Below are 19,565 nucleotides of genomic sequence, written 5' to 3' on the forward strand. Positions count from 1 at the left end.
AGATGTGGCTTAACGAGGAAAATGACGTATGTGCGGTATTGTCGGTATCGCCGGTGTTATGCCGGTCAACCAGTCGATTTATGACGCGTTAACAGTGCTCCAGCATCGTGGTCAGGATGCTGCCGGTATCATCACCATTGATGCGAATAACTGCTTCCGCTTGCGTAAGGCAAACGGGCTGGTGAACGATATTTTTGAAGCTCGCCACATGCAGCGTTTGCAGGGCAACATGGGGATCGGCCATGTGCGCTACCCTACCGCAGGCAGCTCCAGCGCTTCCGAAGCGCAACCTTTTTATGTTAACTCGCCGTATGGCATCACGTTGGCCCATAATGGCAACCTGACTAACGCGCACGAGCTACGTAAAAAGCTGTTTGAAGAAAAGCGCCGTCATATCAACACCACCTCCGATTCCGAAATCCTGCTCAATATTTTCGCCAGCGAGCTCGACAACTTCCGTCACTATCCGCTGGAAGCCGACAATATTTTTGCCGCGATTGCCGCGACTAACCGTCAAATCCGCGGCGCCTATGCCTGCGTGGCGATGATTATCGGCCACGGCATGGTGGCTTTTCGCGATCCGCACGGCATTCGCCCGTTAGTGCTGGGCAAGCGTGACGTTGGCGATGGTCGTACGGAGTATATGGTCGCTTCTGAAAGCGTGGCGCTGGATACGCTGGGCTTTGAATTCCTGCGCGATGTCGCGCCGGGCGAAGCTATCTATATTACCGAAAAGGGGCAACTGTTCACGCGCCAGTGCGCGGATAATCCGGTCAGTAACCCCTGTCTGTTCGAGTACGTTTATTTTGCTCGCCCGGACTCCTTTATCGACAAAATCTCCGTCTACAGCGCTCGTGTGAATATGGGCACCAAACTTGGCGAAAAAATCGCTCGTGAATGGGAAGATCTGGACATCGACGTCGTGATCCCTATCCCGGAAACCTCCTGCGATATCGCCCTGGAAATTGCCCGTATTCTCGGCAAGCCGTACCGCCAGGGATTTGTCAAAAATCGTTACGTGGGACGTACCTTTATCATGCCGGGTCAACAGCTACGCCGTAAATCCGTGCGCCGTAAGCTCAATGCTAATCGTGCGGAATTCCGCGATAAGAACGTCCTGCTGGTGGATGATTCCATCGTGCGTGGCACCACATCAGAGCAGATCATCGAGATGGCCCGGGAAGCCGGCGCGAAGAAGGTTTATCTGGCGTCCGCCGCGCCGGAAATTCGTTTCCCCAACGTCTATGGCATTGATATGCCGACCGCCAATGAGCTGATCGCGCATGGTCGCGAGGTGGATGAGATTCGTCAGATCATCGGCGCAGACGGGCTTATCTTCCAGGATCTGAACGATCTGATCGAAGCCGTACGCGCGGAAAACCCGGATATCCAGCAGTTTGAATGTTCGGTATTTAACGGGGTATATGTCACCAAAGACGTAGACCAGCAATACCTCGACTTCCTGGATTCATTACGTAATGACGACGCCAAAGCGGTGCTGTTCCAGAACGAAATGGAAAACCTGGAAATGCATAACGAAGGCTAATGGCTTTGCCAGCGGCGCGATGCCGCTGGCCGATGTCAATTACGCACCACGCCGAAGCGAATAGCGTATTTTTGTACTTTGTACTGTAACGTGGTGCGCGATACGTTAAGGCTGCGGGCCGCGGCGGCAATATTCCCCTGATGCGTATCCAGCGCGGTTTCTATTAAATGCCTTTCGTAGTTGGCAACCCGTGCCTCCAGCGACCCTTCATACTGCGGATCGGGTGACGAGGGAAGGGGATTTTCCGGCGCGGTTTCCGGTACGCCTAAATTTAACTCGTCCTGTTCAAAAATGATGTGTTTCAGCAGCCCGTCTTTTTCCTGCATGATCATGCTGCGTACAATCGCGTTTTCCAGCATCCTGACATTACCCGGCCAGGCGTGATTGAGCAGATCAGCACGCGCCGTCTCGCTTAGTCCGTGAATGTCCTGCGGCACATCATTACGGTATTTATCAATAAAATAATTCGCCAGTAAGGGAATATCTTCCGGGCGGGCGCGCAGCGGCGGTAACGTCAACATTCCGACGCTCAACCGATAAAAAAGATCCGCCCGCAGGCGTTCTTGTTGAATTAATTTGACGGGCGCTTCGTTCATGGCGGCAACGATCCTGACATCAGAGTGGAGTTGCTGTTGTCCGCCGAGCCGCCAGAAGGTTTTATCCTGCAAGAATCGCAGCAGCTTACTTTGCATTTCTATCGGCATGGCGTTCAGCTCATCAAGAAAGAGCGTTCCCCCGTTTGCCAACTCCAGATAGCCCTGGCTATTTTCCGCGCCGGTATAGGCGCCGCGCACGGTGCCGAAAAGCGTACTTTCGATAAGCGTAGGCGGTAGAGCGCCGCAGTTCAGGGCGATGAAGGGTTTATTCGCCCGCTTGCTGCATTGATGTATCAGGCGGGAAAATAGCTCCTTACCCGTACCCGTCTCCCCGACAATCGTCACCGGAATATTACTGGCGGCCAGCCGTTTGGCTTTGGCGATATTACTGAGCATTTCCGGGTTTTCGGTAATAATGGCATGGTGCTTCTCATGGTGATCGGCATACAGCAGTTGGTTCAGTTCTACCACCTGCTCCTGGAGCCGCCTGACGCCAGACATATTCCTGCCGATTTCGATAACGCCGACCATGCCGCCATCGCTTGCATAGAGCGGCGCGGTGGTGTGCTGATAGTCAACGGCCTGGCCTCGCGCATTGTAATAAATTTGATAATGGCCAATGTATTCCACGCCTTTTTTTAACGATGAAAGCATCGTACTTTGCGTCTCTTTCATGCCCGGATAGACATCCAGCATATGTTTTCCCATTGCCCGTTCAATACTGTAGCCGTCCAGATCCGCGCTTTCCTGATTGTAGTAAACGTATTCACCACGCTCATTAATGACGGCCAACGGCTGATGAATCAAATCGAAAAAGCGGGAAAACATCCTGAGCGCCGAGGCCAGTTCCTGATTGGTGGATGCCATACACGCATTCCTCATATCTATTGTTCATGTTGTCATTATAAAAGTGACGAATTTTCGTCGTTGTGATGAATAACAAACTCAATGACGAAAATGAGAAAAAGCTTATTTTTATAAGCAATTGATTATTATGATAAAAAATAGTGGCATGCCTTTTGCTTTATCCCTGTAAAGAATGCGGATTTTTACCATAAACATTAAGCAGAGGGCGTTATGACTGACTCGATTATGCAGAATTACAACCAGCTACGTGAGCAGGTAATCAACGGCGATCGCCGTTTCCAGCACAAAGACGGTCATTTGTGTTTTGAAGGGGTCGATCTGGACGCTCTGGCGCGCCAGTACCCCACGCCGTTCTATGTGTTTTCTGAGCCGGAGATTATTCGTAACATTCATGAAATCCAGCAGGCATTTGCGGCGCATAAAAATACCAAAACCTTCTTTGCGTCAAAAACCTGCTCGGTCATGGGGGTGTTGAAAGCCATTCGTGACGCCGGAATTTGCGCGGAGGCAAACTCACAATATGAGGTTCGCAAGTGTCTGGAGATAGGCTTTCGCGGCGATCAGATCGTCTTCAACGGCGTGGTGAAAAAGCCTGCCGATCTGGAATATGCCATCGCCAACGATCTGTATCTTATTAATGTTGATAGCCTGTATGAGCTGGAACATATTGATGCCATCTCTCGCAAGCTGAAGAAAGTCGCCAATGTTTGCGTCCGCGTAGAGCCGAATGTTCCCTCGGCGACGCATGCGGAACTGGTTACCGCTTTCCATGCGAAGTCGGGTCTCGACCTGGAACAGGCGGAAGAAACCTGCCGTCGCATTCTGGCGATGCCTTATGTGCATTTGCGCGGCTTGCATATGCATGTGGGCGATCAGGTGCCGGAGTCAGAGCCTTTCGCAAAAGCGACTAAAGTGCTGGTGGATGAATCCCGTCGCCTGGAAGAGGTGCTCGGTATTAAATTTGATTTGATCAACGTGGGCGGCGGAATTCCGGTTCCCTATAAATATGACGACGAGAATGGCGACCCGTTAAAAGATAATATGTATGCCGGTATTACCGCCCAGGATTTTGCCGATGCGGTCATTCGCGAAGTGCATAAATGGCGTACCGATGTGGAAATATGTATTGAACCGGGACGTAAAGTGACCGGGTCGGCGGCGGTTTTACTGACGGAAGTCTCCTGCGAAAAACGTAAAACAAATTACGATCTTAACGGCAATGTGGAATGCCACGTTGAATGGAAATTTGTCGACGCCGGTTACAGCGTACTCTCTGACAGCCAGCATTTTGACTGGTTCTTTTATGTCTATAACGCCTCTCGCATGACGGCAGCGCACGACGCCTGGATAAAATTAGCCGGGCCGCTGTGTGATGGCGGAGATTATTTCCACATGGGAGTGAAAGGCGAAGAGTTTTTACTGCCGAAGGAGACTCATGCTGGCGATATTGTCGCGTTTCTTGACGCCGGGGCATACACCATTGAAAGTCAAACCGTTTATAACAACCGTCCGCGCACGGGGGTGGTGATGATCGATAAAAATGGTGAGACGCGTCTGATTCGTCGGGAAGACAGTTACGAAGATATGGTCAAGTACGACATTTATTAATACTGTTTTGGGCTTCAGTTTCATGCTGAAGCCCGTCGTCAGATGATAAGAAGAGGGCAGTGATGCCTGAATGCATAACAGGAGATGGCCATGAGTAACACGAATTCTGGCTTACTTGGCATCAAAGACATTGTCTTTATGAATGTCATCGCTATTCTGAGTTTGCGGCAAATCCCTAACGTGGCGCCTTACGGGGCATCGGCCATGTTGTTATGGGTGATAGCCGCATTCTGCTTGTTTTTTCCTTTAGCGATGGTATGCGGCGAGCTGTCAACCGGCTGGCCGAAAGATGGCGGGATATTTGTCTGGATTAAAGAGGCATTTGGTAAACGTATTGCATGGATTGTCGTGGTTTGTTTTCTCTTTTCCTGCGTACTGTTTTTCCCATTAATGCTGCAATTCGGCTTTACCGCGTTGGGCTATATGATCGGCGGCGGCCTGGCGGAAAATAAAGCATTTATCGGTATTGGTTCCGCGGTAATTTTCTGGCTATTAACGCTGATGAATATCCGCGGGATGGAATGGACAAAAATTATTAATAGCATCAGCGCCTGGTGCGGCGTATTTATTCCCTCCGCCATCCTCATTTTACTGGCGGTGGTATGGCTATGTACCGGACACCAGATGCAGACGGACTACACTACAGCGAAAAACTGGATTCCGGATCTCGGACACTGGGATACGATCGTTTTCTTATCCAGCATGATGTTTGCGTTTGCCGGACTGGAGGTCGCCCCGATGATTGCCGGGCGTACCCGTAATCCACAGCGTGATTTTCCGCGAGCGATGGCCGTCTCCGCCGCCGTTATCGTTGGGATCTATATGGTCGGTACCTGGGCGCTAAACACGCTTTTACCCGCCGGGAAAACCGACATCGTGGCAGGCGTCATGCAGGCTATGCATGCTGCTGCGGACACGCTGCATATGCCGTGGTTAATTCCTGTTATGGCCATCTGTATGTTTTTTGGCGCTCTCGGGCAGATTAACTCCTGGCTGGTGGGGCCGATTTATATGCTCCAGGAAGCCTCGCGTGAAGATAATCTGCTGGGGGACCGAATCGGCAAATTACATCCGGTGTGGAAAACGCCCGCCTTTGCCTTGACTGTACAGGCGATTATTGTCACGGTCCTGTGTTTTTCGACTTTTATTTCGCCAAGCGTTGCGGCGGCTTACTGGATGTTAACGGCGCTAACGACCATCACCTATTTTATTCCTTATCTGGTGATGTTCCCGGCGTTCTGGCGTTTACGTAAGACTCAGCCGGATACGCCAAGAAGTTTTAAAATTCCGGGCAAGGTTTTACCGGCTATTTTACCCGCGCTGGGCTTTCTTTCTATCGCCTTTGCCGTTGCGCTGTTATTTATTCCGCCTTCTCAAATTGATATGGGCGGATATTTCCAGTACGCCGGGAAAATTATTGGCGGAGCCGTGCTGGCGGTTGTCGTCGCGGAGTACATTTACCATCGGGCGCAGAAACGTAATGCCCGTTTAAGCATGGCGGGAGGAAAATAAAATGTATATGCCAGTTCTGGAAATAAATCTACGCAAGCTGGAAGAAAACGCCCGCACGGAAAAAGCTCTGCTGGCAAGTAGCGGTATTGACGTGATGGCTGTCAATAAAGTTTTTGACGGCTGCGTGGAAACCGCGCAGGCGGTGTTCAACGGCGGAATTACCGTTATTGCTGAATCACGAACCTATAATTTGAAAAAAATACGCGAGACAGGATGTACGACCTGCCTGTTACGCAGCCCGTGTCTGAGTGAAATCGAAGATGTGGTGCGCTACGCGGATATTAGTTTAAATAGCGAGCCGGTGGTATTACGGGCATTATCGCAAGAAGCCCAACGCCAGGGGAAAACGCATCAGGTATTACTGATGGTGGATATGGGCGATTTACGCGAGGGTATCTGGTTTGGTGAATATCAACGCATTCTTGAGACCGTGACTCTGATTACTGGTCTGCCCGGTCTGGAATTATATGGACTGGGCACCAACTTTAATTGTTACGGCACCGTGTTGCCAACGGTAAAAAATGGCGAGGATTTTCTGGCGCTGGCCGCCCGGCTGGAAGCCGACAGCGGTATTCCTGTCCGGCGGCTTTCTGCGGGAAACTGCACCAGCTATCACCTGCTGGATAAAGGTATCTGGCCGCAGGGGCTGAATCATTTGCGCATCGGCGGACTGCATGAATTCGGCATTGAATATGTGGACATGAAATACCTGAATGAATTTCACCACTCCGCAAAACCGGTCGATAAAGCCTGTTCCGATATGTATATCCTGGAAGCGGAAATCATCGAACTGAACAGTAAACCGACCGTCCCGGTTGGGGAGCTGGGCGTCGATGCCTTTTTGCAAAGTAAAACCTTTGTCGATCGTGGCATACGCCGACGCGCATTGCTGGCGTTTGGTCGCCAGGATGTGCCGTCGGATAACTGTGTGCCATGCGACGACGCTATCACTATCTTAGGGCAAACCAGCGATCATACGCTGGTGGATATTGAAGATTGTCGTCAGTCGCTAAAAGTAGGCGATGTGGTTCGCTTTGAGCTGGATTATACGGGCCTGTTAATGGCCTGCCAGACCAAAGGCGTCGCCTGGAGGTTTACGCGTTAACGCATAACCGCCGCGGCTATGTCGCGGCGGCATCTTTGACCTCACGAAAGACAGGGAGTAACGATGGATACCCTGCAACAATCACCGCCAGCAGAGCCTGAAGGCGGTCTGCGGCGTAACCTGAAGAAACGGCATCTGCTGATGATGTCGCTGGGCGGCACGATTGGCACCGGCTTATTTATCGGCATTGCCGAACCGTTAAGCAGCGTCGGGCCGGCGGGAACCTTACTGGCCTATCTGTTTGCCGGAACCATTATGCTGGCAACGATGATGTGTCTTGGCGAATTATCATGCGCCTTTCCTCACTCCGGTTCATTTCAACATTACGCGCTGATGTTTATGCCGTCACCTTGCTGGAGCTATACCATTGGCTGGCTTTACTGGTTTAGCTGGGTCTTTTCCCTGGCGGCCGACCTCACTGCCGCAGGGTTTATTGCTCACCAGTTTTTCCCCGCGGTTCCGGTATATATGTTCTGCCTGGCGATTCTGCTCATCCTGACGGCCATCAATCTTACCTCCGCAAAAAGTTTTGGCGAATGCGAATACTGGCTTTCGGCCATTAAGGTCTTCGCGATCGTGCTGTTTATCTGCGCGGGCGGGGTCATGATCTACTCGCTAATGGGCCATAGTGACTGGCACCCGACGTTAAAAACAGACGGAATGTGGTTTCCCCACGGTTGGGAGCAAATTGTGGTCTGTATGACGATCGTGATTTACTCCTTCCAGGGGGTGGAACTGGTAGGAAATGCGGCAGGGGAGACCGAATCGCCGCACATTATTTTACCGAAAGTGATCCTGGGGATCGGTCTCAGAATCATTTTGTTTTACGGCCTGGCGATTGCGGTGCTGGCGCTGGTCTATCCGCATGAACTGACGCCAAATGGACAAAGTCCCTTTGTATGGGTATTCTCCCACGCGGGCATTCCGGGGGCGGATACGCTGATGACGCTGGTGATCTTTTCCGCCGCGGTTTCTGCCGCTAACTCGGCCATTTACGCCAGTTCGCGTATGCTGTGGTCTATGGCGGGCGATCGCTTTGCGCCAGCCTGCTTTGGTAAAACGAACGGCGGCGGCGTGCCGGTGTATGCTATTTTAATCACGGCCTTGTTGGCGTTGGTGTCGTTGCTGACCCGCTATATTCCCGCACAGCAATTTTATTTATATCTGATCGCCAGTACCGGGCAGGTGGGTTGCCTGGCATGGATAACCATCGGATGGTGCCAGTATCATTTCCGACAATCGGTGCGTAATGGAACGTACGCCAGCGATTTGCTACGCTATCGATCGCCGCTTTTCCCCTGGACGGCCCGATTTGTCATTATCACCAATTTTGCCATTATGGTCGGCACCTGGTTTAGTGAGCAAGGGGTAGTGATAATGTTGGTTGAGCTGGCTTTTATGATAGGGATTCTTTTGTCATGGTATCTCTTCAGACCCACTTTGAGCCGATTACGTAACACAGTGGGATGAACGGCGCTCGTAAACGGTAAGAGAACATGAAACGACTCATTGTAGGAATTAGCGGCGCCAGCGGAGCGATTTATGGCGTGCGCTTATTACAAATTTTGCGCGATGTCGATAGCGTGGAAACGCATCTGGTGATGAGCCAGGCGGCCCGGCAAACGCTGGCGCTGGAGACCCATTTTTCGCTGCGCGAGGTGCAGGCGCTGGCCGATGTGACGCACGATGCGCGCGACATTGCCGCCAGCATTTCCTCGGGCTCTTACCCGACGGCGGGAATGGTTATCTTGCCCTGTTCGATTAAAACGCTGTCGGGGATTGTCCACAGTTATACTGACGGACTGCTTACCCGCGCGGCGGATGTGATATTAAAAGAGCGGCGACCTCTGGTGCTGTGTGTGCGCGAAACGCCGCTGCATATCGGGCATTTGCGTTTAATGACCCAGGCCGCTGAGATAGGCGCGGTGATTATGCCGCCGGTTCCGGCTTTTTATCATCTTCCTCAGACGTTAGATGATATTATAAATCAAACGGTTAACCGAGTTTTGGATCAGTTCGATATCCCCCTTCCGCACGATCTTTTTGTTCGCTGGCAGGGCGCATAGCGTTGTCTGTTTAGCGTGCATTATTGTCCCTGTTGCCCTGTTTCAGGGCAATTTTGTAACCGCGATCATATCCTCAACATTTAATTCGTTAAAAGCCGCCGAAACGCTGCGGTTCAACCGTCATACCTGCTATCTTCAACATCAGGACAATATTGCAACGTTTTATTAACAAATTTAACGTCGAATCGTTTTGCTGACGTGAAAATGGCATAAGACCTGCATGAAAAAGTCTGCAAACACACAACACCACGTAAAACATAAGAAAATAACGCTACTTGAGGGGTATGTATGAAGAAGACCGTTCTCGCTTTGTCTTTGCTGATAGGTCTGGGCGCGACGGCGGCCAGTTACGCCGCGCTTCCGCAAACGGTTCGTATTGGAACAGATACCACCTACGCGCCTTTCTCATCGAAAGATGCCAAAGGCGACTTTATTGGCTTTGATATCGATCTCGGTAATGAAATGTGTAAGCGTATGCAGGTGAAATGTACCTGGGTCGCCAGCGACTTTGATGCGCTTATTCCCTCACTAAAAGCGAAAAAAATTGATGCCATTATTTCATCGCTCTCTATCACCGATAAACGCCAGCAAGAAATTGCGTTTTCCGACAAACTTTACGCGGCGGATTCACGCCTGATTGCGGCAAAAGGGTCTCCCATTCAGCCGACGCTGGAATCGCTGAAAGGCAAGCATGTCGGCGTGCTGCAAGGGTCCACGCAAGAGGCTTACGCCAATGATAACTGGCGCACAAAAGGTGTGGATGTGGTGGCTTATGCCAACCAGGATCTTATCTATTCCGATTTAACCGCCGGTCGTCTGGATGCCGCATTGCAGGATGAAGTCGCCGCCAGCGAAGGTTTCCTGAAGCAGCCAGCGGGCAAAGAGTATGCGTTTGCCGGTCCTTCCGTGAAGGATAAAAAATATTTTGGCGACGGGACGGGGGTTGGGCTGCGCAAAGACGATACCGAGCTAAAAGCCGCGTTTGATAAAGCGCTGACCGAACTGCGCCAGGACGGAACTTACGACAAAATGGCCAAAAAGTACTTCGATTTTAATGTCTACGGCGATTGAGGGAAGGGGATAACGCGCCGCGCTGGGGAACTATCACGGTGCAAAATAGATGTTTTGCACCTTTTTGGTGCATAAGCCGTTGCGGAACAGGCGCATAAATGCATACTTAATCGATTTTTATGCAAAATAAACCGGCTGGCAAGGTAGAATGCTTTGCCTTGTCGGCCTGATTAATGGCACGATAGTCGCATCGGATCTGTAAAGATCTCCTGGAAAGACAGTCTGTTGAGGATAGTTATGAAAAAACTGGCGTTATCCCTTTCTCTGGTGCTGGCATTTTCCAGCGCTACCGCAGCATTTGCCGCTATTCCACAAAAGATTCGTATCGGTACCGATCCTACATACGCACCGTTTGAATCCAAAAATGCACAAGGTGAATTGGTCGGCTTTGATATCGATCTGGCCAAAGAGCTGTGCAAACGTATCAACACACAGTGTACGTTCGTGGAAAACCCGCTGGATGCGCTGATTCCGTCTTTAAAAGCGAAGAAAATTGATGCCATCATGTCCTCGCTGTCCATCACTGAAAAGCGCCAGCAGGAAATCGCGTTTACCGACAAGCTTTACGCCGCTGATTCCCGTCTGGTGGTGGCGAAGAACTCTGATATTCAGCCGACCGTCGCGTCGCTGAAAGGCAAGCGCGTCGGCGTGCTACAGGGGACGACGCAGGAGACCTTCGGCAATGAGCACTGGGCGCCGAAAGGGATTGAGATCGTCTCTTACCAGGGGCAGGACAACATTTATTCCGATCTGACGGCTGGCCGTATTGATGCAGCGTTCCAGGACGAGGTCGCGGCCAGCGAAGGTTTCCTTAAACAGCCCGTCGGAAAAGACTATAAATTCGGCGGCCCGGCGGTGAAAGATGAGAAGTTATTCGGCGTAGGAACCGGTATGGGGCTGCGCAAAGAGGATAACGAGCTGCGCGAAGAGCTGAATAAAGCCTTTGCTGAAATGCGTGCTGACGGTACTTACGAAAAGCTGGCGAAAAAGTACTTTGATTTTGATGTTTATGGCGGTTAATCACCGTCGGTGCAGATAAAGCCCAAAGAATGTTGACTGTCTGCATTGCCTGATGGCGCTGTGCATGTCAGGCCTACGGAGCATCGTAGGTCGGGCAAGGCACAGCCGCCATCCGGCGTGATGTGAGGCAAAAATGCAAAAGAGGCTTCTTACTTCACCACACACAACAGGACAGGCTGCATGTTGTACGGGTTTTCAGGCGTAATTTTACAGGGCGCGATCGTCACGCTGGAACTGGCGCTCAGTTCCGTGGTGCTGGCCGTGCTTATCGGTCTCGTCGGCGCGGGGGCGAAGCTTTCGCAAAACCGGGTAACGGGGCTTATTTTTGAAGGGTACACCACCCTGATTCGCGGGGTGCCGGATCTGGTCTTAATGCTGCTGATATTTTACGGATTGCAAATCGCGCTTAACGTGGTGACCGATTCGCTGGGTATCGACCAGATAGATATTGATCCGATGGTGGCCGGTATTATCACCCTCGGTTTCATCTATGGCGCCTATTTTACCGAAACCTTTCGCGGCGCGTTTATGGCGGTGCCGAAAGGCCATATCGAGGCGGCGACGGCTTTTGGTTTTACCCACGGGCAAACCTTCCGGCGGATTATGTTCCCGGCGATGATGCGTTACGCCCTGCCGGGGATCGGCAATAACTGGCAGGTGATACTCAAAGCGACGGCGCTGGTGTCGCTGCTGGGCCTGGAAGATGTCGTCAAAGCCACGCAGCTTGCCGGTAAAAGCACCTGGGAGCCTTTCTATTTTGCTGTGGTCTGTGGACTTATCTACCTGGTATTCACCACCGTTTCCAATGGTGTGCTGCTCTTACTTGAGCGTCGCTATTCCGTGGGCGTGAAGAGGGCCGATTTGTGATTGAGATCATTCAGGAGTACTGGAAATCCCTGCTGTGGACGGATGGCTATCGTTTTACCGGCGTGGCGATTACGCTGTGGCTGTTAATTTCATCGGTGGTGATGGGCGGTCTTCTGGCGGTGATTCTGGCGGTAGGTCGCGTTTCCAGTAATAAATTCATCCGTTTTCCCATCTGGCTGTTTACGTATATTTTTCGCGGCACGCCGCTGTACGTACAGCTACTGGTGTTCTATTCGGGGATGTATACGCTGGAGATAGTCAAAGGCACCGATCTTCTTAACGCGTTTTTCCGCAGCGGACTGAACTGTACCGTACTGGCGCTGACGCTGAATACCTGCGCGTATACCACGGAAATTTTCGCCGGGGCGATTCGCTCGGTGCCGCACGGTGAAATTGAAGCGGCACGGGCCTATGGCTTCTCGTCATTTAAAATGTATCGCTGCATTATTTTGCCGTCGGCATTACGCATCGCCTTGCCTGCCTACAGCAACGAAGTGATTTTAATGCTGCACTCTACGGCGCTGGCGTTTACCGCGACGGTGCCGGATTTGTTGAAAATCGCCCGCGATATTAACTCAGCGACTTACCAGCCGTTTACCGCGTTTGGCATTGCCGCCGTGTTGTATTTACTCATTTCGTATGTCCTGATAAGCCTGTTCCGTCGGGCGGAAAGACGCTGGTTGCAGCACGTGTCCTCTAAATAATTCGAGTAACATGATGTCAGAAAATAAATTACACGTTATCGATTTGCACAAACGCTACGGCGGTCATGAAGTGCTGAAAGGGGTATCGCTGCAGGCCCGCGCCGGAGATGTGATTAGCATCATCGGCTCGTCCGGCTCCGGTAAAAGCACTTTTTTGCGCTGTATTAACTTCCTCGAAAAACCGAGCGAAGGCGCGATTATCGTGAACGGTCAGAACATTAATCTGGTGCGCGACAAAGACGGGCAGCTCAAAGTGGCGGATAAAAATCAGCTACGCTTGTTGCGTACCCGCCTGACGATGGTGTTTCAGCACTTTAACCTCTGGAGCCACATGACGGTGCTGGAAAATGTGATGGAAGCGCCGATTCAGGTACTGGGATTAAGCAAGCACGACGCGCGCGAGCGGGCGTTGAAATATCTGGCGAAGGTGGGGATTGATGAGCGCGCTCAGGGCAAATATCCCGTCCATCTCTCCGGCGGCCAACAGCAGCGCGTTTCTATTGCGCGCGCGCTGGCGATGGAACCTGACGTTTTACTGTTCGATGAACCCACATCGGCGCTCGATCCTGAACTGGTCGGCGAAGTGTTGCGCATCATGCAACAACTGGCGGAAGAAGGCAAAACGATGGTGGTGGTCACGCATGAAATGGGCTTCGCTCGCCATGTCTCTTCGCACGTTATTTTTCTGCATCAGGGGAAAATTGAAGAAGAGGGCGATCCGGAGCAGGTGTTCGGCAATCCGCAAAGCCCGCGTTTACAGCAATTCCTGAAAGGCTCGCTGAAATAAAAGAAGCCCGGCGGCGCATCGCTCACCGGGCAGGATACGGCGCTTTGGGAACTAGCGAATCACATCCGCCAGCGCCTCTTCTAAATCATACCAGCGAAATGCGAACCCGGCGGCTTCAAGCCGTTTTGGCAGCGCCCGCTGTCCGCCCAACACCAGCACTGACGACTCTCCCATCAATAAGCGAATTGCCGTCGCCGGAATGCGAATAATCGCCGGGCGGCGCAGCGCGCGACCCAGCGCATGAGCAAAATGCTCATTATGGACGGGATACGGCGAGACCATATTGAAGGGACCGCGAAGATCGTTATCCAGCAGCCACAGGATGCCGTTGACCATATCGTCGATGTGAATCCAGGCCAGATATTGCCGACCATTACCCACCGGACCGCCGAGTCCGAGGCGAAACGGCGGAACCATTTTCCCCAGAATCCCGCCTTGCGGCGCCAGGACAACGCCGGTACGCAGCAGGCAGACGCGGGTCTGGTCGCTCTGCGCACGACAGGCAATCTGTTCCCAGCGGGCGCAAAGTTTATGCGTAAATTCGTTGTGCGGCGGCTCATCTTCAGTGACGACAACGTCGCCCAGATCGCCGTAATAGCCCGTGGCGGAGCCGGATATCAACACCGAGGGCGGCGTAGCGCTGGCATGAATTAAATCCACCAACTTTTGCGTGATAGCCCAGCGGCTTTGGCACAACCGTTCTTTTTGTTGCGACGTCCAGCGCTTGTCGGCAATCGGTTCGCCCGCCAGATTGATGATGGCATCAATCTCATTGAGGTGCTCACGTTCCGCCAGCCCTTTCCATAATGTCACTCTGGAATCGAGAATCTGACGCGCGTTATCGGGATTGCGCGTAACGACCGTCACCTGGTGCCCCAGTGTTAACAGCCGGGGAATGAGATGACGCCCTATCAGGCCCGTACCGCCGGTAATCAGAATCTGCATATGACCTCCAGAGTAGGGAGGATTTCCTCTTCCCTAATGTCAGGTTTTTAATACGAATAAGGGTGCCGGACGCAGGTTTTTTCCGTGTATACACCTCTACATCATACATGATGTATGCTACCGCGTTACGCTTTCGTACTGTTACAGTGCAGTTGCGCTTGTAACAGTGCGCGCGCTGTCGCAGGACGCGTGCGAATGCGTTCAAACCAGTTATACACCGCCGGGTAGTTATCAAGATCGATTCGCTGACGCTGATGTGCGTTAACCCACGGCCAACTGGCGATATCCGCAATACTGTAGTGGTCGCCGCCCAGCCACGGGGAGGTTTCCAGGCGTTTATTCAGGACGTTGTATAAGCGTTGCGTTTCAACCTGATAGCGTTCAATCGCATAGGGGATGGCCTGCGGCGCAAAATGGTTAAAGTGATGATTCTGGCCCAGCATCGGCCCTAATCCGCCGACCTGCCAGAACAGCCATTGCAGCGTGGTATGGCGTTCACGCAGCTCCCCGCTAAGCAGTTTGCCGCTTTTTTCCGCCAGGTAGAGAAGAATTTCACCGGATTCAAAAAGACTAAGCGGTTGACCGCCGTCTGCCGGGGCGTGATCGACGATGGCAGGAATTTTATTATTGGGAGAGATAGCCAAAAAATCAGGGCGAAACTGATTGCCCTTGCTGATATCTACTTTTAGCAAACGATACGCCAGCTCCGCCTCTTCCAGAAACAGCGTTATTTTATGCCCGTTGGGCGTGGGGGCGTAGTAAAGGTCAATCATTTTGGCTCCTGCATGTGCGTAAAGAGTCTGGGCTGAATTAAGTATAGAAAGCCTCCTGATGTGTGTGAGTTTTCATCAGGTGACAGCAGGCGAAAGACGCTATATTTTGGGAAGAAACTTAATACGCCCTCAAGAGGACATTATGAGTAAGCCTGTTATTGTGCTGTGGTCGGATGCGAACTTTTTCTCTCCCTACGTCTTGTCCGCCTGGGTGGCATTACAAGAAAAAGGGCTTTCCTTTACTCTGAAAACCCGCGATCTGGACCAGGGAGAACATCTGCAACCTGGCTGGCGGGGATATGCGCTGACGCAGCGCGTACCGGTGCTTGAGGCCGACAATTTTGAGCTGAGCGAGTCGTCCGCTATTGCGGAATACCTGGAGGAGCGTTTCGCGCCGCCGCAGTGGGAGCGTATCTACCCGCACGATTTACAAAAACGCGCCCGCGCGCGACAGATTCAGGCGTGGCTACGCAGCGATTTACTGCCGCTTCGCGAAGAACGGCCTACCGACGTGGTGTTTGCCGGGGCGAAAAAAGCGCCGCTAAGCGAGGCTGGAAAAGCCAGCGCGGCAAAACTGTTTGCGACGGCTGAAGCGCTATTGGGGCAAGGGACGCAAAATTTATTTGGTGAATGGTGCATTGCCGATACCGATCTGGCATTGATGATCAATCGTCTGGCGCTGCATGGCGATGACGTGCCGGCGTCGCTGGCGGCGTATGCGACATTCCAGTGGCAGCGTGCTTCCGTACAGCGTTTTATTGCGCTTTCCTCGAAGCGTTCAGGCTGAAAATCTATTCATATTCCAGTATCATAACGCCGTTTTTCACAACGAGGAGTGAGCGATGAAACTGATGTTCGCATCGGACATTCATGGTTCTTTACCCGCCACGGAACGCGTGCTTGAGCGGTTCGCGCAAAGCGGCGCGCGTTGGCTGGTGATATTAGGCGATGTCCTTAACCACGGGCCGCGAAATGCGCTGCCTGAAGGCTATGCGCCCGCTCAGGTCGCCGAACGCCTGAACGCGGTGGCGACGCAAATCATTGCCGTGCGCGGCAACTGCGATAGCGAAGTGGATCAGATGCTGCTGCATTTTCCGATAACTGCGCCGTGGCAGCAAATATTGACGCAAGAGAGGCGGCTATTTTTAACGCATGGGCACCTCTTCGGGCCGACGAATCTGCCCGCTCTGCATACTGGCGATGTGTTGGTCTATGGTCATACGCATCTGCCGGTGGCGCAACAGCAGGAAGGACTGTATCACTTTAATCCTGGGTCAGTGAGCATCCCGAAAGGCGGGTATGCGGCAAGCTACGGTATTCTGGATGATAATGTGTTGAGCGTAATCGCACTCAATGATCAAAGTATCATTGCGCAGGTTGCAATTAACTCGTAATTTACCTCACAAACGTAAATGCGCCGTAAGAGCGCCAGAAATAAGAAGGTTTCCTGATGGTGGAACAGCGTCGTTTGGCAAGTACGGAATGGGTGGATATTGTGAATGAAGACAATGAAGTCATTGCACAGTCCAGCCGGGAACAGATGCGTGCGCAACGCTTACGGCATCGTGCGACGTATATCGTCGTTCATGATGGTATGGGTAAAATTCTGGTGCAGCGTCGTACCGAAACAAAAGATTTTTTGCCCGGTATGTTAGATGCTACCGCAGGCGGCGTGGTCCAGGCTGATGAGCAGCTACTGGAATCTGCCCGCCGAGAAGCGGAAGAAGAGTTGGGTATTGCAGGCGTGCCGTTTGCCGAACACGGTCTGTTTTACTTTGAAGACCCACATTGCCGGGTTTGGGGCGCGCTGTTTAGCTGCGTTTCCCACGGGCCTTTCGCGCTTCAGGAAGATGAAGTCAGCGAAGTGTGTTGGCTGACCCCGGAGGAGATCACCGCGCGCTGTGATGAGTTTACGCCAGATTCGCTCAAAGCGCTGGCGCTGTGGATGACCCGCAACGCCAAAAACGAAGCCGCGCTCCAGGAGAAACCGGAAGAGACGGAATAAGCGTTTTAGCAGCTTTCCCGCATACATAAACTGGAGGCGATGGATTTTCGATCGCTCCAGTTTCCCTGATTTAACCTTTCCAACAGCGCCCGTCCGGCTTCACTGCCAATCTTACGGTGCGGTACGGCCATGGTGGTTAACGGCGGCTGGCAGACCCGGCTGACATCGCTATCACCAAACCCGACCACCGCTAAATCGTCCGGAACTTTGATCCGCCGTCGTTGGCACTCGTATAACGCGCCGCAGGCCAGCTCATCCGATACGCATACCAGCGCGTCCAGCTCCGGCCACGCCAGTAAAAACTCCGGCAGTTGCGACGCGCCGGTAGAAAAATTGGGCGGCAAGGCGGCATTAATCACCCGGTTTGGCGACATATGGTGGCGAAGCATCGCTTTGTACCAGCCGTGCAGATGTTGCTGAAAAATCCACTGTTCCTGATTGGCGCATAGCAGCCCGATATTCTGATAACCGCGCTGAATCAGCATTTCCGTCAGCTCATACATTGCCGCAACGTTATCAATACCGATATTCATATCAATAGGATCGCTGCGAATCGCGCCCATCTCCATCACCGGGATAGAGGCATTTTTCAGCCACTGGCGTACGGTAGTGCTATGTTCGACGCTAAGCAGAATCGCCGCGGCAATGTTGGAGGCCAGCAGCGTTTCGAGCAGCTTCTCCTCTTGTTCCACGCGATGCTGCGATTCCGCCAGCATAATCTGGTAGCCTGCGGGCTGTAAAATTTGTTGCAGCCCGGCGAACATTTCAGAACACCCCGCTTCCGCAAGGTTCGGTACGACCATCGCGATGGTGTGCGAGGAGGCAGACGCCAGCGCGCTGGCGGCGAGATTAGGCATATAGCCCAGCTCATGCACTGCCGCTTCGATTTTTTCCCGGAGTTTATCAGAGACCTGTTCCGGCGTGCGTAAGGCTCGTGATACGGTCATCGTGCCTACACCGGCAAGTTGGGCTACATCGGCGATAGTCACTTTACCGGTACTGCGCCGTTTACGGGGTATCGACATACAAATTCCTGCGTCATTACAACATGTTGAGATGCTTTTTTATTGTCGTTCTTTGCTTCGCATGACTGGCAGTATACGCCTTAAATCCGCTTTTTTGCTGTGATTTCACACCATGATTTTAATTTGATAGCGCTATCACAATTCTGAGTAATAGTCGCTGGTAGCGCTATCTTTGTGATAACGATCGCAGCTAATATCGCATGGCTTGAATAAAGTTTGTTCATAATTTCATACACCGTGGGGGCGAATAACATGCTGGGAACCTGGTTATCTGACGCAACCATCACGCTACAGGAGAGCGTGGAAACGTGGCCGCAGGCGCTGGAAATTTGCGGCAAACCCCTGCTGGACGCAGGTGTTATCGCACCGGAATACATTACGGCGATTGTTCAGCAGCACCAAAAGCTTGGGCCGTATTATGTATTAGCGCCAGGGTTAGCGATGCCGCATGCGAGGCCGGAAGAGGGGGCGAAAGGGTTAGGTTTATCGTTACTGAAACTACAGCGCGGCGTTTCATTTGGCGCAGACGAATTTGATCCGGTTGACATCATTATTATGCTGGCGGCGCCTGATAAGCACAGTCATATCGAAATGATATCGGCGCTGGCGGAATTATTTTCCAGTGATGTAGATATGGAAAAATTACATCAGGCAAAAAACCTGGAGGACATTAAAACGATTATTGACCGTTTCTGATTTTATTCCATTTTCTTGCGGTAAATAACATTACGCCCGTGCGTGATGCAGACCAACTCTACTTTTAAAAGGTGACAATAATGAAAATCATGGCAATTTGCGGTTCCGGCCTGGGTAGTAGTTTTATGGTAGAAATGAACATTAAAAAAGTATTAAAGAAACTCAATATTGACGCTGAAGTGGAACACTCCGATCTCTCATCGGCCACGCCCGGGGCTGCCGATCTTTTTGTAATGGCCAAAGATATTGCGGCCAGCGCCAGCGTACCGGAAAGCCAACTGGTGGTGATCAATAACATCATCGACATCAACGAACTGGAAACGCAGCTGCGCGCATGGTTCGCTAAACAATAATTATTGCTGGCGAGGTGGA

At 52.0% G+C, this 19,565-nt stretch carries 20 protein-coding genes; 16 read left to right on the forward strand and 4 right to left on the reverse strand.

Annotated features, from left to right (window positions below; translation table 11 throughout):
- Positions 1-28 precede the first annotated feature (28 nt).
- A complete protein-coding gene (gene purF, locus K8W53_RS07355; RefSeq protein WP_000334205.1) occupies positions 29-1,546 on the forward strand; it encodes an amidophosphoribosyltransferase in 1,518 nt (505 codons plus the stop codon).
- Between the two features lie 35 nt (positions 1,547-1,581).
- Here purF and K8W53_RS07360 read toward each other — a convergent pair whose 3' ends face one another.
- Positions 1,582-3,009 (reverse strand): sigma-54 interaction domain-containing protein, encoded by a 1,428-nt coding sequence (locus tag K8W53_RS07360; protein ID WP_000168923.1) that lies wholly within the window; start codon positions 3,007-3,009, stop codon positions 1,582-1,584.
- A gap of 210 nt (positions 3,010-3,219) precedes the next feature.
- On the opposite strand from K8W53_RS07360, the gene K8W53_RS07365 reads away from it, so the two are divergent.
- The 10 genes from K8W53_RS07365 to hisP all read left to right on the forward strand — a co-directional run bounded on the left by K8W53_RS07365 (position 3,220) and on the right by hisP (position 13,749).
- On the forward strand, positions 3,220-4,617 hold the full coding sequence (locus K8W53_RS07365; protein ID WP_023223768.1) for a diaminopimelate decarboxylase family protein: 1,398 nt from the start codon (positions 3,220-3,222) through the stop codon (positions 4,615-4,617).
- 90 nt (positions 4,618-4,707) lie between these two features.
- Entirely contained in the window at positions 4,708-6,129 is a 1,422-nt protein-coding gene (locus tag K8W53_RS07370) for an APC family permease (RefSeq protein ID WP_000072512.1), read from the forward strand.
- Position 6,130: 1 nt separating this feature from the next.
- Positions 6,131-7,234: an alanine/ornithine racemase family PLP-dependent enzyme gene (locus tag K8W53_RS07375; RefSeq protein WP_000281907.1), complete on the forward strand. Its 1,104-nt coding sequence runs from the start codon at positions 6,131-6,133 to the stop codon at positions 7,232-7,234.
- A gap of 63 nt (positions 7,235-7,297) precedes the next feature.
- Positions 7,298-8,704 (forward strand): amino acid permease, encoded by a 1,407-nt coding sequence (locus K8W53_RS07380; RefSeq protein ID WP_023223769.1) that lies wholly within the window; start codon positions 7,298-7,300, stop codon positions 8,702-8,704.
- 26 nt (positions 8,705-8,730) lie between these two features.
- On the forward strand, positions 8,731-9,300 hold the full coding sequence (locus K8W53_RS07385) for a UbiX family flavin prenyltransferase (protein ID WP_000825680.1): 570 nt from the start codon (positions 8,731-8,733) through the stop codon (positions 9,298-9,300).
- Positions 9,301-9,588: 288 nt separating this feature from the next.
- Positions 9,589-10,371, forward strand: a complete 783-nt coding sequence (gene argT / locus K8W53_RS07390; RefSeq protein WP_000754418.1) for a lysine/arginine/ornithine ABC transporter substrate-binding protein ArgT — start codon at positions 9,589-9,591, stop codon at positions 10,369-10,371.
- A 237-nt stretch (positions 10,372-10,608) separates the two neighbouring features.
- Entirely contained in the window at positions 10,609-11,391 is a 783-nt protein-coding gene (gene hisJ / locus K8W53_RS07395) for a histidine ABC transporter substrate-binding protein HisJ (RefSeq protein ID WP_023223770.1), read from the forward strand.
- Positions 11,392-11,571: 180 nt separating this feature from the next.
- Entirely contained in the window at positions 11,572-12,258 is a 687-nt protein-coding gene (locus K8W53_RS07400) for a histidine ABC transporter permease HisQ (protein ID WP_000965498.1), read from the forward strand.
- The gene (hisM, locus tag K8W53_RS07405; protein ID WP_000569771.1) at positions 12,255-12,962 is read left to right on the forward strand and encodes a histidine ABC transporter permease HisM; all 708 of its coding nucleotides are present in this window, start codon (positions 12,255-12,257) and stop codon (positions 12,960-12,962) included. The genes K8W53_RS07400 and hisM overlap by 4 nt, the downstream gene beginning before the upstream one ends.
- Before the next feature lie 13 nt (positions 12,963-12,975).
- Positions 12,976-13,749: a histidine ABC transporter ATP-binding protein HisP gene (hisP, locus tag K8W53_RS07410; RefSeq protein WP_001293591.1), complete on the forward strand. Its 774-nt coding sequence runs from the start codon at positions 12,976-12,978 to the stop codon at positions 13,747-13,749.
- A gap of 51 nt (positions 13,750-13,800) precedes the next feature.
- On the opposite strand, the gene K8W53_RS07415 is transcribed toward hisP, so the two are convergent.
- The gene (locus K8W53_RS07415) at positions 13,801-14,694 is read right to left on the reverse strand and encodes a TIGR01777 family oxidoreductase (RefSeq protein ID WP_001166274.1); all 894 of its coding nucleotides are present in this window, start codon (positions 14,692-14,694) and stop codon (positions 13,801-13,803) included.
- A gap of 125 nt (positions 14,695-14,819) precedes the next feature.
- Entirely contained in the window at positions 14,820-15,467 is a 648-nt protein-coding gene (gene yfcG, locus K8W53_RS07420; RefSeq protein ID WP_023223771.1) for a GSH-dependent disulfide bond oxidoreductase, read from the reverse strand.
- Positions 15,468-15,609: 142 nt separating this feature from the next.
- On the opposite strand from yfcG, the gene yfcF reads away from it, so the two are divergent.
- The 3 genes from yfcF to yfcD are packed head-to-tail and all read left to right on the forward strand — an operon-like array spanning position 15,610 to position 17,472.
- Positions 15,610-16,254 (forward strand): glutathione transferase, encoded by a 645-nt coding sequence (yfcF, locus tag K8W53_RS07425; protein WP_000043010.1) that lies wholly within the window; start codon positions 15,610-15,612, stop codon positions 16,252-16,254.
- A 55-nt stretch (positions 16,255-16,309) separates the two neighbouring features.
- The gene (yfcE, locus tag K8W53_RS07430) at positions 16,310-16,861 is read left to right on the forward strand and encodes a phosphodiesterase (RefSeq protein WP_000772458.1); all 552 of its coding nucleotides are present in this window, start codon (positions 16,310-16,312) and stop codon (positions 16,859-16,861) included.
- Between the two features lie 56 nt (positions 16,862-16,917).
- Positions 16,918-17,472, forward strand: coding sequence for an NUDIX hydrolase YfcD (gene yfcD / locus K8W53_RS07435; protein ID WP_000230214.1), 555 nt, complete (start codon positions 16,918-16,920; stop codon positions 17,470-17,472).
- 5 nt (positions 17,473-17,477) lie between these two features.
- Here yfcD and K8W53_RS07440 read toward each other — a convergent pair whose 3' ends face one another.
- Positions 17,478-18,497, reverse strand: a complete 1,020-nt coding sequence (locus K8W53_RS07440; RefSeq protein WP_000026949.1) for a LacI family DNA-binding transcriptional regulator — start codon at positions 18,495-18,497, stop codon at positions 17,478-17,480.
- 252 nt (positions 18,498-18,749) lie between these two features.
- On the opposite strand from K8W53_RS07440, the gene K8W53_RS07445 reads away from it, so the two are divergent.
- Positions 18,750-19,193, forward strand: a complete 444-nt coding sequence (locus K8W53_RS07445; protein ID WP_000901810.1) for a PTS sugar transporter subunit IIA — start codon at positions 18,750-18,752, stop codon at positions 19,191-19,193.
- Positions 19,194-19,273: 80 nt separating this feature from the next.
- The gene (locus K8W53_RS07450) at positions 19,274-19,546 is read left to right on the forward strand and encodes a PTS sugar transporter subunit IIB (protein WP_000699818.1); all 273 of its coding nucleotides are present in this window, start codon (positions 19,274-19,276) and stop codon (positions 19,544-19,546) included.
- Positions 19,547-19,565 lie beyond the last annotated feature (19 nt).

The sequence above is a fragment of the Salmonella sp. A29-2 genome (genome assembly GCF_020150755.1).
Lineage (GTDB): Bacteria > Pseudomonadota > Gammaproteobacteria > Enterobacterales > Enterobacteriaceae > Salmonella > Salmonella enterica.

Coding starts and splice junctions, on each gene's coding strand:
- purF (WP_000334205.1), top strand. CDS start 29: ATGTGCGGTATTGTCGGTATCGCCGGTGTTATGCCGGTCAACCAGTCG.
- K8W53_RS07360 (WP_000168923.1), bottom strand. CDS start 3,009: ATGGCATCCACCAATCAGGAACTGGCCTCGGCGCTCAGGATGTTTTCC.
- K8W53_RS07365 (WP_023223768.1), top strand. CDS start 3,220: ATGACTGACTCGATTATGCAGAATTACAACCAGCTACGTGAGCAGGTA.
- K8W53_RS07370 (WP_000072512.1), top strand. CDS start 4,708: ATGAGTAACACGAATTCTGGCTTACTTGGCATCAAAGACATTGTCTTT.
- K8W53_RS07375 (WP_000281907.1), top strand. CDS start 6,131: ATGTATATGCCAGTTCTGGAAATAAATCTACGCAAGCTGGAAGAAAAC.
- K8W53_RS07380 (WP_023223769.1), top strand. CDS start 7,298: ATGGATACCCTGCAACAATCACCGCCAGCAGAGCCTGAAGGCGGTCTG.
- K8W53_RS07385 (WP_000825680.1), top strand. CDS start 8,731: ATGAAACGACTCATTGTAGGAATTAGCGGCGCCAGCGGAGCGATTTAT.
- argT (WP_000754418.1), top strand. CDS start 9,589: ATGAAGAAGACCGTTCTCGCTTTGTCTTTGCTGATAGGTCTGGGCGCG.
- hisJ (WP_023223770.1), top strand. CDS start 10,609: ATGAAAAAACTGGCGTTATCCCTTTCTCTGGTGCTGGCATTTTCCAGC.
- K8W53_RS07400 (WP_000965498.1), top strand. CDS start 11,572: ATGTTGTACGGGTTTTCAGGCGTAATTTTACAGGGCGCGATCGTCACG.
- hisP (WP_001293591.1), top strand. CDS start 12,976: ATGTCAGAAAATAAATTACACGTTATCGATTTGCACAAACGCTACGGC.
- K8W53_RS07415 (WP_001166274.1), bottom strand. CDS start 14,694: ATGCAGATTCTGATTACCGGCGGTACGGGCCTGATAGGGCGTCATCTC.
- yfcG (WP_023223771.1), bottom strand. CDS start 15,467: ATGATTGACCTTTACTACGCCCCCACGCCCAACGGGCATAAAATAACG.
- yfcF (WP_000043010.1), top strand. CDS start 15,610: ATGAGTAAGCCTGTTATTGTGCTGTGGTCGGATGCGAACTTTTTCTCT.
- yfcE (WP_000772458.1), top strand. CDS start 16,310: ATGAAACTGATGTTCGCATCGGACATTCATGGTTCTTTACCCGCCACG.
- yfcD (WP_000230214.1), top strand. CDS start 16,918: ATGGTGGAACAGCGTCGTTTGGCAAGTACGGAATGGGTGGATATTGTG.
- K8W53_RS07440 (WP_000026949.1), bottom strand. CDS start 18,497: ATGTCGATACCCCGTAAACGGCGCAGTACCGGTAAAGTGACTATCGCC.
- K8W53_RS07445 (WP_000901810.1), top strand. CDS start 18,750: ATGCTGGGAACCTGGTTATCTGACGCAACCATCACGCTACAGGAGAGC.
- K8W53_RS07450 (WP_000699818.1), top strand. CDS start 19,274: ATGAAAATCATGGCAATTTGCGGTTCCGGCCTGGGTAGTAGTTTTATG.